This window comes from Gordonia sp. QH-12 (genome assembly GCF_001578675.1).
In the GTDB taxonomy this organism is placed as follows: Bacteria; Actinomycetota; Actinomycetes; order Mycobacteriales; family Mycobacteriaceae; genus Gordonia; species Gordonia sihwensis.
In genome coordinates, this window is the sequence record NZ_KQ969292.1 from 20,391 (window position 1) to 33,153 (window position 12,763).

12 protein-coding genes are annotated in these 12,763 nt (G+C 67.9%); 1 reads left to right on the top strand and 11 read right to left on the bottom strand.

What is annotated here, in order from left to right; all coding sequences use genetic code 11:
• Window positions 1-604 precede the first annotated feature (604 nt).
• The 5 genes from hisG to metH all read right to left on the bottom strand — a co-directional run bounded on the left by hisG (window position 605) and on the right by metH (window position 6,944).
• Window positions 605-1,453 carry an ATP phosphoribosyltransferase gene (gene hisG, locus Y710_RS11065; protein ID WP_006894925.1) on the bottom strand — a complete coding sequence of 283 codons (849 nt, stop codon included), beginning with the start codon at window positions 1,451-1,453 and terminating at the stop codon, window positions 605-607.
• 58 nt (window positions 1,454-1,511) lie between these two features.
• Window positions 1,512-1,775 (bottom strand): phosphoribosyl-ATP diphosphatase, encoded by a 264-nt coding sequence (locus Y710_RS11070; RefSeq protein WP_006894924.1) that lies wholly within the window; start codon window positions 1,773-1,775, stop codon window positions 1,512-1,514.
• A 79-nt stretch (window positions 1,776-1,854) separates the two neighbouring features.
• Window positions 1,855-2,532, bottom strand: a complete 678-nt coding sequence (locus Y710_RS11075) for an HAD family hydrolase (protein WP_062367484.1) — start codon at window positions 2,530-2,532, stop codon at window positions 1,855-1,857.
• A 107-nt stretch (window positions 2,533-2,639) separates the two neighbouring features.
• Window positions 2,640-3,257, bottom strand: coding sequence for a DUF1345 domain-containing protein (locus Y710_RS11080; protein ID WP_045539082.1), 618 nt, complete (start codon window positions 3,255-3,257; stop codon window positions 2,640-2,642).
• Window positions 3,258-3,365: 108 nt separating this feature from the next.
• Window positions 3,366-6,944 carry a methionine synthase gene (gene metH / locus Y710_RS11085; protein ID WP_062367485.1) on the bottom strand — a complete coding sequence of 1,193 codons (3,579 nt, stop codon included), beginning with the start codon at window positions 6,942-6,944 and terminating at the stop codon, window positions 3,366-3,368.
• Between the two features lie 51 nt (window positions 6,945-6,995).
• Between metH and Y710_RS11090 the strand changes: the two genes are divergently transcribed.
• The gene (locus Y710_RS11090) at window positions 6,996-7,895 is read left to right on the top strand and encodes a PAC2 family protein (protein ID WP_045539073.1); all 900 of its coding nucleotides are present in this window, start codon (window positions 6,996-6,998) and stop codon (window positions 7,893-7,895) included.
• A gap of 24 nt (window positions 7,896-7,919) precedes the next feature.
• Here Y710_RS11090 and Y710_RS11095 read toward each other — a convergent pair whose 3' ends face one another.
• From Y710_RS11095 to Y710_RS11120, 6 genes are read right to left on the bottom strand one after another with little or no spacing between them, the layout of a single operon-like run.
• Window positions 7,920-8,228, bottom strand: coding sequence for a hypothetical protein (locus Y710_RS11095; RefSeq protein ID WP_006894919.1), 309 nt, complete (start codon window positions 8,226-8,228; stop codon window positions 7,920-7,922).
• 9 nt (window positions 8,229-8,237) lie between these two features.
• The gene (gene mshC, locus Y710_RS11100; RefSeq protein ID WP_062367486.1) at window positions 8,238-9,488 is read right to left on the bottom strand and encodes a cysteine--1-D-myo-inosityl 2-amino-2-deoxy-alpha-D-glucopyranoside ligase; all 1,251 of its coding nucleotides are present in this window, start codon (window positions 9,486-9,488) and stop codon (window positions 8,238-8,240) included.
• A gap of 51 nt (window positions 9,489-9,539) precedes the next feature.
• The gene (locus Y710_RS11105; RefSeq protein ID WP_052692428.1) at window positions 9,540-10,358 is read right to left on the bottom strand and encodes an SCO1664 family protein; all 819 of its coding nucleotides are present in this window, start codon (window positions 10,356-10,358) and stop codon (window positions 9,540-9,542) included.
• Window positions 10,355-11,119, bottom strand: a complete 765-nt coding sequence (locus Y710_RS11110; RefSeq protein WP_006894916.1) for a DUF3090 domain-containing protein — start codon at window positions 11,117-11,119, stop codon at window positions 10,355-10,357. Before Y710_RS11110 ends, Y710_RS11105 begins: the two co-directional genes overlap by 4 nt.
• 37 nt (window positions 11,120-11,156) lie before the next feature.
• A complete protein-coding gene (locus tag Y710_RS11115; RefSeq protein WP_006894915.1) occupies window positions 11,157-11,831 on the bottom strand; it encodes an MSMEG_4193 family putative phosphomutase in 675 nt (224 codons plus the stop codon).
• A gap of 45 nt (window positions 11,832-11,876) precedes the next feature.
• Window positions 11,877-12,716: an undecaprenyl-diphosphate phosphatase gene (locus Y710_RS11120; RefSeq protein WP_045539080.1), complete on the bottom strand. Its 840-nt coding sequence runs from the start codon at window positions 12,714-12,716 to the stop codon at window positions 11,877-11,879.
• Window positions 12,717-12,763: the final 47 nt, after the last annotated feature.

Consider the following 12,763-nt stretch of genomic DNA (forward strand, 5'->3'; position numbering starts at 1 on the left):
AGCTACTTCTTGGCCGGTTGGACAACTCACCGGCTGGTTGAGCGCCTAACAGGCTGGTTGAGCGCCTAACAGGCTGGTTGAGCGCCTAACAGGCTGGTTGAGCGAGCGTAGCGAGTCGAAACCGCCGCGAGTGAAGCTGGGAACCGAGCGATCGAGCTCCCAGCCCGAGTGGCAGCTGGCTTCGACTCGCTGCGCTCGCTCAACCAGCCTGAGGAAAGCGCTCACTCAACCAGACCGGGTGGCAGTTGGCTTCGACTCGCTGCGCTCGCTCAACCAGCCTGAGGAAAGCGCTTGCTCAACCGGCCCGGGTGGCAGTTGGCTTCGACTCGCTACGCTCGCTCAACCAACCTAAGGAAAGCGCTCACTCAACCGGCCCGGGTGGCAGTTGGCTTCGACTCGCTACGCTCGCTCAACCAACCTAAGGAAAGCGCTCACTCAACCAGCCTGGGTGATAGTTGGCTTCGACTCGCTACGCTCGCTCAACCAACCTGGGGAAAGCGCTTGCTCAATCAGCCTGGGTGACAGTTGGCTTCGACTCGCTACGCTCGCTCAACCAGCCTGGGGAAAGCGCTCGCTCAACCAGCCTGAGGAAGGCGAGCGTGTCCTAGAAGCGGCAGGAGCGGATGTCCGAGGCGAGGATGGCGCGGACGCCCAGTTCCGACAGGTCGTCCATCAGCGGCTGATGCGTCTTACGCGGAACCATCGCGCGGACCGCGAGCCATTCCGGGTCGAGCATCGGCGACACGGTCGGCGATTCCAGGCCGGGCGTCATCGCGACCGCCTGATCGAGCAGTGCCTTGGGGCAGTCGTAGTCGATCATGACGTACTGCTGACCGAAGACCACGCCCTGTACGCGGGCGATGAACTGCTTCGCGGCCCGGGAGGCCTCCGCTGACTCCGGATTGCGGATCAGCACCGCCTCCGAATCGCAGAGGGAGTCGCCGAACGCCGCCAGACCGTGCAGCCGCAGCGTGCGTCCGGTTCCCACGACGTCGGCGATCGCGTCGGCCACGCCGAGCTGAATCGAGATCTCCACGGCACCGTCGAGGCGGATGATCTCCGCGTCGATCCCCCGGGCGGCGAGGTCGCGGCGGACCAGGTTGGGATACGACGTCGCGATCCGCTTGCCCGCGAGGTCGGCGACGGTCCATTCCTGGTCGGCCGGAGCGGCGTAGCGGAACACCGAGGAACCGAAACCGAGCGCCACCTCCTCGATCACCTCGGCGCCGGAGTCGGCGGCCAGGTCGCGCCCGGTGATGCCGAGATCGAGGGTGCCCGCACCCACGTAGATCGCGACGTCCTTGGGACGCAGGAAGTAGAACTCGACGTCGTTGTTGACGTCGATGACGTTGAGGTCCTTGGGGTCCGAGCGCTTGCGGTACCCGGCTTCGGAGAGGATTCCGGCGGCGGCTTCGGACAGGGCGCCCTTGTTGGGGACGGCGACGCGCAACATTGCGGTGACTCCTAGAGGATGTGGTCGGCGGGAGGTGTCGGTGACCGGAGGCCGGCGGTCAGAGGTAGCGGTAGATGTCCGCGGGGGTGAGCCCGCGCTTGACCATCATCACCTGCAACCAGTACACGAGCTGGGAGATCTCCTCCGAGAGCGACTCGTCCGACTCATGCTCGGCGGCCAGCCAGACCTCGCCCGCCTCCTCGATGATCTTCTTCCCGAGCGTATGGACGCCCGCGTCCAGAGCGGCGACGGTACCGCTGCCCTCGGGGCGGGTCTGGGCCTTGTCGGCCAGCTCAGAGAAGAGTTCGTCGAAGGTTTTCACACCGACTATTTTTGCACGTCGAGTCGATCGGTCCCTGGCCGGGGCGCGGTGCCCTCCCGGGGCGCGCGACGGGGTCCGGTCAGCGTGCGGCGAAGACCTCCGCGAGATCGTCGAGGGTGAGACCCTCGAGCGTCTCTCGGTAGGTGTACGTCGGCTTGGGCGGCACCGGGATCGCCGACGGGATCACGATCGCGGGCACGCCGGCGGCGTGCGTCGCGGCGGCGCCGACCGGCGAGTCCTCGAAGGCCAGACACTCGGACGCGCAGAATCCGACCAGTTCGGCGGCCCGGCGATAGATGTGCGGCTCGGGCTTGCCCGCCTCCACCTCGTCGCCGCAGACGGTGGCGACGAACCGGTCGCGCCCCAGCGTCTCGAGCATCACATCGGTGACCTCGCGGACCGTGTTGGTGACCAGCACCATCGGGATCTCCGCACCCGCCACGAGGTCGAGCGCGGAGAGTGCGCCGGGCCGCCACCGCAGATCGGTGGCGAACAGTTCGAGGACCCGAGCGACCATCGCGTCCTCGTCGGCCTCGAAGTCGCGCCCGGACTCCGGCACCCGTGCCGCGTCGTACACCTTGGTCAGCGCGTCCACCGAACTGTTGCCCATGGTGGCGTTGCGCAGCTCCGGAGTCATCTCGGCGCCGATGCCGCGGGCGAACTCCTCCATCGCCCGGCCCCACAGCGGCTCGGTGTCGAGGAGCGTTCCATCCATGTCCCAGAGCACGGCGCGCGGAAGCACACGGTCGTCTGTCACTGCCTCTTGCCTTTCGACGTCGGTTCCCGATCGGCCGGCGACGGGCCACGGCCATCGGGCACCAGCGTAGGCCAGCGGTCGTCGGCGCGGGCGGATCGCCGCACCCCTCAACTGACCAGGTTCATCACCAGGTTGATGGTCGTGGCGATGATGACCGTTCCGTAGACGTAGCTGAGCAGGCAGTGCTTGAGCACCTCGCGCCGGATGACAGTGGGTCCGACGGCGGTGTCCGAGACCTGATAGGTCATGCCGAGGTTGAAGGCGAAGTAGAAGAAGTCCGCGTAGCAGGGCGGATCGCTCGTGTTGAAGTCGATCCCGCCCGGCTCGCCGGCGTAGTAGATCCGGGCGTACCGCGACGCGAACAGCGTGTGCAGCATCCCCCACGCCGCGAGCACCGCCACCACCGCCAGCATCGCGTACCAACTGCCGTTGCGGTCCCGGGCGGCCAGCAGCAGCACACCGATCGCGGACAGACTCACCGCGAGCGTTGCGATCAGCGCCGCATCGCCGAGTTCGTCGCGGACGTCGGCGGCCTCCGCGTGGGCGCGGGTGGTCGGCGCGTCCATCGGCCACAGCATCGCCACCGACCACACCAGATACACCGCCGACGTGACCGTCACCATCAGCATCGGCGCGAGCTGCCACAGTCCGGTCGCCGGCCAGACCACCGCGGCGATCACCAGTCCCGCCGCGAGTCCGACGATGAAGCGCGTCATCCCGCGCACATCCCGTTTGGCCATGCTGTGACGTTATCGGAGCGCCGAGCCGGTCGCGGACCGCACGCCCGGGGCGGCCCCGCCGTCAGCGGGGACTCCCCTGGCGCGGCCCTCGGACTACGTGTTGAAGTACTTGGCCTCCGGGTGGTGCAGCACGAAGGCGTCGGTGGACTGCTCCGGATGCAGCTGCAGTTCCTCCGACAGCTCGACGCCGATGCGGCCCGGTTCCAGCAGATCGATCATCTTGGCGCGGTCTTCGAGGTTCGGGCAGGCACCGTAGCCGAAGCTGTAGCGCGCACCGCGGTACTCCAGGTCGAAGAAGCCCTGCGGGCGGTCGGGGTCCTCGTCGGCCATCACCCCGTCGGCGAAGGTCAGCTCGCTGCGCACCCGCTGATGCCAGTACTCGGCGAGCGCCTCGGTGAGCTGCACGCCGATGCCGTGCACCTCCAGATAGTCGCGGTATGCGTTCTCGGCGAACAGCTTGTTCGCGAAGTCGGCGATCGGGGTGCCCATCGTGACCAACTGGAAGGGCAGGACGTCGACCTTCCCGTCGGCGAGCGCCTGCTCCCTGGAACGGATGAAATCGGCGATGCACAGGAAGCGGGGGCGCTGCTGCCTCGGGAACTCGAAGCTGTGCCGGACGGGCGCGGAGGGGTCGGGCGACTCCAGCACGTGCACCGTGTCGCCCTCGCTGACGGCCGGGAAGAAGCCGTAGACGACGGCGGCGTGCTGCAGGATCCCCTCGGTCGCCAGACGGTCGATCCACTCGCGCAGGCGCGGCCGCCCCTCGGTCTCGACGAGTTCCTCGTAGTCGGGTCCCTCTTCGCCGCGGGTGCCGCGCAGTCCCCACTGTCCGAGGAACAGCGCGCGTTCGTCGAGCATCGCCAGGTAATCGGCGACCGGAATGCCCTTGACGATCCGCGTCCCCCAGAACGGCGGTGTCGGCACCTCGTTGTCGGCGGCCACATCCGACCGCGCCGGGACCTCGACCGGCGGTTCGGCGGCCTTGCGCTTCTCCGCGATCCGCTTGGACCGTTCGCGACGGGCCTTGCGCTCAGCGACCTTGGCCGCGGCGGCCTTGGCCTCCTCGCTGTCGGGATCGGGACCCTCTCCGCGTTTGATGGCCATGATCTCGTCCATCAGCGACAGCCCCTCGAAGGCGTCGCGCGCGTACCGGACATCACCCTCGTAGACGTCGGCGAGATCGCCCTCGACGTACGTGCGGGTCAGTGCCGCCCCGCCCAGCAGCACCGGGTAGTCGGCCTTGCCCTGGGAGTTCATCTCCTCCAGGTTCTCCTTCATCACCACCGTCGACTTGACCAGCAGTCCGGACATGCCGATGACGTCGGCCCGATTCTCCTCGGCCGCCGACAGGATGGTCGCGATGGGCTGCTTGATGCCGATGTTGACGACGTCGTACCCGTTGTTGCTCAAGATGATGTCGACGAGGTTCTTGCCGATGTCGTGGACGTCGCCCTTGACGGTGGCGAGCACGATCTTGCCCTTGCCGTCCTCGTCGGTCGCCTCCATGAACTGCTCGAGATGCGCCACCGACGACTTCATCACCTCGGCGGACTGGAGCACGAAGGGCAGCTGCATCTGGCCCGACCCGAACAGTTCGCCGACGGTCTTCATGCCCGACAGCAGAGTGTCGTTGATGATCGACAGCGGCGGAACGGTCTGTCGCGCTTCGTCGAGATCCTCGATCAGGCCGTTCTTGTCGCCGTCGACGATCCGCCGCTCCAACCGCTCGAACAGCGGCAGCGCCGCGAGTTCGGCGGCCCGCGACTCGCGCGCCGACGCCGCCGACACGCCCTCGAACAACTCCATCAGCTTCTGCAGCGGATCGTAATCGGTGCGGTTGTTGTAGACGAGGTCGAGGGCCGTCTGTCGCTGCTCGTCCGGGATCCGCGCCATCGGCAGGATCTTCGACGCGTGCACGATCGCCGTGTCCAATCCCGCCTTCACGCACTCGTGCAGGAACACCGAGTTCAGCACTTGACGCGCGGCGGGGTTGAGACCGAACGAGATGTTCGAGATGCCGAGCGTGAAGTGGACCTGCGGATGGGCCTCCTTGATGCGCCGGATGGCTTCGATGGTCTCGATGCCGTCGCGGCGCACCTCCTCCTGACCGGTCGAGATCGGGAAGGTGAGCGCATCGATGATGATGTCCTCCTCTTCGAGACCCCAGTTCTGGGTGAGGTCGGTGATCAGCCGCTCGGCGATGGCCACCTTGTGATCCGCGGTGCGTGCCTGCCCCTGCTCGTCGATCGTCAGCGCGACCACGGCGGCGCCGTGCTCCACGACGTGCGACATGATTCGGGTGAACCGCGAGTCGGGCCCGTCGCCGTCCTCGTAGTTCACCGAGTTGACCGCGCAACGGCCGCCGAGGTGCTCGAGGCCGGCGCGGATCACGTCGGGTTCGGTGGAGTCGATCATGATCGGCAGCGTCGACGCGGTCGCGAACCGGGAGGCGAGCTCGGTCATGTCGGCCGCCCCGTCGCGGCCGACGTAGTCGACGTTGAGGTCGAGCATGTGGGCGCCGTCGCGGGTCTGGTCCTTGGCGATCTCGAGACACTTCTCATAGTCGCCGCTGATCATCGCCTCGCGGAAGGCCTTCGAGCCGTTCGAGTTGGTCCGTTCGGCGATCACCAGGAAGCTCGCGTCCTGGTGGAACGGCACCGCGGTGTACAGCGACGAGGTCTCCGACTCGTGCTGGGGGTGGCGGGGGGCCGGGGTGACGTCCTTGACCGCCTCGGCCACCTGGCGGATGTGCTCGGGAGTGCTGCCGCAGCACCCACCGACGAACTGCAGACCGTAGTCGGCGACGAATCCCGACAGCGCGGACGCCATGTCCTCCGGGGTCAGCGGATACTCGGCGCCGTTCTTGCCGAGAACGGGCAGGCCGGCGTTCGGCATCACCGAGACCGGGATCCGCGCGTGCTTGGACAGGTACCGCAGATGTTCGCTCATCTCGGTCGGACCGGTGGCGCAGTTGAGTCCGACGACGTCGACGCCGAGCGGCTCGATCGCCGCCAGCGCTGCACCGATCTCCGAGCCGATCAGCATGGTGCCGGTGGTCTCGACGGTCACGTGGGTGATGATCGGCAGGTGGCGGCCGAACTGCTCCATCGCGCGGCGTGCCGCGACGACGGCGGCCTTGAGCTGCAGCAGATCCTGGCTGGTCTCGACGAGGATGGCGTCGGCACCGCCCTCCAACATGCCGAGCACGCATTCGACGTACGCGTCGCGGATGGCGCCGAAGGTGGTGTGCCCGAGGCTGGGAAGCTTGGTGCCCGGACCGATCGAGCCGAGCACGAACCGGTCGGTCCCGTCGGCCGACGGCCCGAACTCGTCGGCCACCCCGCGGGCGATCGACACCCCTTTGTAAGCGAGTTCCCGGATCCGGTCGGCGATGTCGTAGTCGCCCAGGTTCGACAGGTTGCAGCCGAAGGTGTTGGTCTCGACGGCGTCGGCGCCCGCCTCGAAGTAGGCGCGGTGGATACCTGCCAGCACGTCGGGACGAGTGTCGTTGAGGATCTCGTTGCAGCCCTCGAGCTGCCGGAAATCGTCGAGCGTCAGATCGGCGGCCTGGAGCATCGTTCCCATCGCCCCGTCACCGATCAGCACCCGACGCGACATCGCCTGGAGGAAAGTCGAGTCGTAGTTATCATGTGCGGTGGAGTGCGATGCCATACCTAGCAGGTTAGTTCGCGGCGAATCGACGGCCGTCGTAGGCTCGGTGGAATGAACTCCACACCGGACGGAAACGCAGCTGAGCAGGACGATTCGGCCGACCGCGCGGGACTGCCCATTTTACGCACGCCGATTTTAATTGCGGCGTTCTCCGGGTGGAACGACGGCGCCGACGCCGCCACCGCGGCGGTCGAACACCTGGCGCTGGAGTGGGACGCCACCTCCATCTGGGAGATCGAACCCGACGACTTCTACGACTACCAGTCCACACGTCCCACGATTCGGCAGCGCGGCGGCGTCACCCGGCACATCGAGTGGCCGGTGACGAGCATGTCGGTGTGCGTCCTGTCCGCGCACGACCGCGACGTGGTCCTCGTCCTCGGTCCCGAGCCGAACTACCGCTGGCGGTCGTTCTGCGCCCGCATCGTCGAACTCGCCGAGGCACTGGAGGTCGAGATGACCGTGATGCTCGGTGCCCTGCTGGCCGACACCCCGCACACTCGTCCGGTGCCGGTCTCGGGGACCGCCGAGACCAGCGACGCCGCCAAGCGGCTGGGTCTGGAGCTCAGCCGATACGAGGGACCCACCGGAATCACCGGCGTACTGTCGGACGCCTTCGTCCAAGCGGGCATCCCGTCGGTCTCCCTGTGGGCGGCCGTCCCGCACTACGTGGCGCACACCACCAACCCCAAGGCCACACTCGCGCTCCTGACGAACGTCGCGTCGGTGACCGGTCTCCCGATCCCGCTGGGCACGCTGCCGCACCGGGCCGAGGAATGGGAGCAGTCGATCAGCGAGATGACCTCGGACGACGAGGACATGGCCGCGTACGTCCATGAACTCGAGCAGGCCTCCGACGAGGATCTGGACGACACCATGCTCCGGATCGACGGTGAACAGCTGGCGGCGGAGTTCGAGAAGTACCTTCGTCGGCGGGACGACGAGGACTGACCGGCTCCCCCACGGCGAGAGTGATCAGCCGATGCGCTCGATCTCGACGACGGGCGTCGTCACCCGCCAGGTGCGCACCTCCGGGTCGTCGGCGGCGCGCACCCAGAACTGGGCGGGCTCCCCGACGCGGCAGATCTTGACGTCCAGCAGCGGGATGTCCTCCGAATCGCGCCGGAGTTCACTGACCTCCCACCGGTGATCGTCGGTGCGCCCGACGCCGGGTGCGCGCAGGAGGGTCATCTCCCCGAAATCGATGACGTAGGTGGAGGTACGCGTGACGACCGTCCACACACCCTCGGGACCGTCGATCGGGATCTGCTGAGCACGAGCCACGAGCGAACCTTAGCCGACCGGTGCGATGTCGACACCCAGCAGCGCATCGACGGCGTCGGCGACCAGCCGCGGCGCCGTGGGCGACGCACCGATTCCCAGGATCGCGTCGGCCGCCCACGCGTCCACGGCGGCCAGCGCCTTCGGGGTGTCGAGATCGTCGGCCAGATGCTGACGCAGTCGTGCGACGGTGTCGGCGGCGTCGGGAGCGGTCGCGAGCTTGGCCGCCCGGCGCCACGTCGCCAGTCGGCGCTCACCGTCGGCGAGGATGTCGTCGGTCCACATGCGGTCGGCACGGTAGTGCTGCGAGATCAGACCGAGTCGGACGGCTCCCGGATCGACGCCCGCGGCCCGCAGCTTCGACACGAGCACGAGGTTCCCCAGGCTCTTGGACATCTTCTCGCCGTCGAGTCCGATCATCCCGGTGTGGACGTAGTGACGGGCGAAGCGACGCTCACCGGTGAGCGCTTCGGCGTGGGCCGCCGAGAACTCGTGATGCGGGAAGATCAGATCGCTGCCGCCGCCCTGGATGTCGAAACCCATGCCCAGCCGTCGCAGCGCGATGGCCGAACACTCGATATGCCAGCCGGGACGGCCCGGGCCCATCGGCGACTCCCACGACGGCTCGCCGTCGCGCGCGGCGCGCCACAGCAGCGCATCGAGCCGATTGCGCTTGCCCGGACGGTCGGGGTCGCCGCCGCGCTCGGCGAAGAACGTCGCCATCGTCTGCGCGTCGTATCCGGACTCGTACCCGAACTGCGGTGTCGCGTCGACGCTGAAATAGACGTCCGGGAACTCCTCGTCGTCCACCACGTAGGCCGCGCCCCGCGCCAGCAGCTCGCCGACGGCGTCGACCACCTCGCCGATCGACTCCACGGCGCCGACGTAGTCGCGCGGCGCCAGGACTCGCAGCGCCTCCATGTCGGCGCGGAACAGATCGATCTCACGCGAGCCGAGGTCGCGCCAGTCCACACCGTCGCGTTCGGCGCGCTCGAACAGCGGGTCGTCGACGTCGGTGATGTTCTGCACGTAGTGCACGTCGTGCCCGCCGTCCCGGAGAATCCGGTTGATCAGGTCGAAGGTCACGTAGGTGGCGGCGTGGCCGAGATGAGTGGCGTCGTACGGGGTGATGCCGCAGACGTACATCGTCGCGACCTCACCCGGGCTGACCGGCTTCACCTGGGCGTCGGAGGTGTCGTAGAGACGCAGCGGGACAGCGGGCCCCGGCACGGACGGAATCTTGGGCGACGGCCACGAATGCATGCCGTCAACTGTATGTGCCCGCGGCCGGTGCCCGGCAGTCCGGGTACCCGGTCAGAAGGGCGGCCACGGGATCGCGCGGCTGTGGGGCGGCAGCGGCATCACGCCCACATCGGCGAGCGACTTCGCACGCCGCAGCAGCGCGGCGATCTCCTCCGGGGTGATCAGCGTCGACAGACGCACATGCAGCACGCTGTCCACGTCCTCGAGCACGCCGCTCAGACGCGCCAGGTCGGCACGCTCGCCGGGCGGCACCGGGGTGCCCGCCCATCCCCACAGGATGGTCCGAAGCTTGTTCTCGCTGTGCAGGCAGATCCCGTGATCGATGCCGTACAGCCGGCCGTCGCCGTCGGTCAGGATGTGCCCGCCCTTGCGATCGGCGTTGTTGAGGACGGCGTCGAGCACCGCGAGGCGGCGCAGCCTGTCCTCCACCGAATGAACGAGGATCACTTCATCGCCTCGGTGGTCGTAGGCGTTGAGGACCCCGCGATACCCCTCCGGCACCTCGCCGGCGGGCACCAGATCCACCGGGTCGAGACGGCCGTCGTCCGACGGCGGCTGCTCGATCCACCGCTGGACCATGCCCGCACCCAGATCGATGTCGGTCGGACCGTCCTCGCGCAGCACGGTCTCGGGTATCAGATCCCATCCGAGTGCGTCGCTGATGAGATAGGACGCCACTTCGCGGCCGGCGAGGGTCCCGTCCGGGAAGTCCCACAGCGGTTCCTCACCGCGTACGGGCTTGTACACGCAGCGCATGGCCGTCCGTCCGTCCGACACGGCGCAGGCCACCGTGAGGTTGCTGGCCGAGGCGATGCGGCCCAAAACGGTGAGCTCGCCGGTGGCCAGCAGCTCCAGGCAGTCGGCGTTCACCGGTGCGTGTCGTCCCCGCCCCAGTCGCCGTCGTCCGCGCCGTCACCACGCTCGTCGGTGCCGTCGTCGTCGCTGTCGTCATCAGTGTCGTCGTCCAGTACGGCGTCCTCGTCCTCGACGGTGAACGACGAGTCGAATCCGGGCACCAGCCGACTCAGACTCGCGAGCACCTCCGGGTCGACGAACTCGATTGACCGGCTGAACTCGGCGTCGCGTTTGTAGCCGTTGCTGCGTGCGCAGATGTGCCCCGACGGATCCAGCGGCTGGTCGCACAGGGGACACAGCGGGCGGCCGGCCGCGATCACGCGCATAGAGCGGGCACTGAACTCGCGCGCCTCGTCGGCGGTCAGGAAGACGCGGACGGTGTCCGGTCCCTCCTCGGTGTCGTCGAGGATCACCGACTCGTCCAACGGCTGTTCGGTGACCGCGAGCAGTTCGATCACCACCGCGGCCGCATCGGCGTCCCAGCCCAGACCCATCGAACCGACCCGGAACTCGGAATCGATCGGGCTCTCGAGCGGCGAGACGTCGCCGACGTCCTCGGCCTCCGGTGGAATCGGCGTGCCGAAGCGCCGGCGCACCTCGTCGAGCAGATAGCTGAGGCGGTCGGCCAGGATCAGCACCTGCTGCTTCTCCAGTTCGACGCTCATCAACCGAGAGTCCTGCGACACCTGAATGTAGAAGGTGCGATCCCCCGGCTGACCGACGGTGCCCGCGACGAAACGCCGCGGACTCCGGAATTCGTGGATCGTACGAGCCATGACTCAACGGTACCCGGACGGCGAGCCGTGCTCCCGACTATGCCCCGGTGGACCCGCCCACCGTGGCGCCGGCGGCCATCGGCGGCCGCGGGAGCTCGAGCACCCCGTTGTTGTTGACGGTCTGCACGTAGGGCCGGGCAGCCGAGTAATGGATCACGCTGATCGAACCCGGATCCACCACGATCCGCTGGAACTGGTCCAGATGCATGCCGAGTGCATCGGCGAGCACCGCTTTGATCACGTCGCCGTGCGAGCAGGCCACCCACACGCCCTTCCCGTCGGGACCGCCGTGTACCCGGTCGAGTTCCCGGATCGCCCTGGTCGCGCGGCGCGACACGTCGAGCAGGCCCTCGCCGCCCGGGAACACCACCGCCGACGGCTGCTGCTGCACCACCTTCCACAGCGGCTCGCCGAGCAGTTCGGAGATCTTGCGATTGCTCCAGTCGCCGTAATCGACCTCTTCCAGATTCGGGTCGGTCAGGTGCGGCAGCTCCGGGCGCGCCGCCACGAGCGGTGCGACCGTCTCCGCGCATCGCTGCAACGGCGAGCGGACGACGGCGGTGAGGTCGCCGAGGACGCTGCCGAGCCTGACCGGGAGTTCACCGGCCTGCGTGCGTCCGTGACCGTCGAGCCCCACACCCGGCGTCCGACCCGCGAGAAGTCCCGACGTGTTGGCCGTGGAGCGTCCGTGCCGGACCAGGATCACCGTCATGTCACACAGGTTACTGCCGCACGTGAATCGGGCCCGTCGACGCGGTCACGCCGCGATCGCGCCCACCTGCAGCAGGACGATGACGAGCAGGCCGAGCGCCACGCGGTAGGTCGCGAACCAGACCATCGAATGGTGCGAGACGAACTTGAGCAGCCACGCGATCGAGACGTAACCGAGCACGAAGGCGATGAGAGTGGCCACCGCGATCTGCGAGCCGCTCGCGGCCAGGCCCTCCCCCGCGGGTTCGAACACGTCCTTGAGGCTGAACAGTCCGGAGGCGAGAACCGCCGGAATCGCGATCAGGAAGGAGAATCGGAACGCCGCCTCGCGTTCGAGGCCGACGAACAGACCCGCGCTCGCCGTCGCACCCGACCGCGAGACTCCGGGGATCAGCGCCAGACACTGCGCCGCGCCCATCACGAGGGCGTCGCGCCGGGTGATCTTCTCGAGGGGCCGCTCGCGCGTTCCGACGTACTCGGCGGCGAGGAAGACGAAGGAGAACAGGATCAGCATGATCGCCACCAGCCAGAGGTTCCGGCCTGCGGTGCGGATCTGGTCCTTGAAGACGAATCCGAGCACGCCGATCGGGATGGTGGCGAGAATCACGTACCAGCCCAGCCGGTAGTCCAGACCGCGCCTCGTCCGATCCCGCAGTCCCGCGAACCACGCACCGACGATCCGCCAGATGTCCTTGGCGAAGAAGATGAGAACCGCGAGTTCGGTGCCGAGCTGGGTGACCGCGGTGAACGAGGCACCGGCGTCGTCACCGAACCAGATCTCCGAGATGATGCGCAGGTGGGCCGAGGACGAGATCGGCAGGAACTCCGTCAGGCCCTGGACCGCTCCGAGGACGATCGCCTGGAGCCATGTCATGGTCTCAGTCACGGGGGCTGATGCTACCCATCGAACGGGTCACACATCGGCATCGCGCA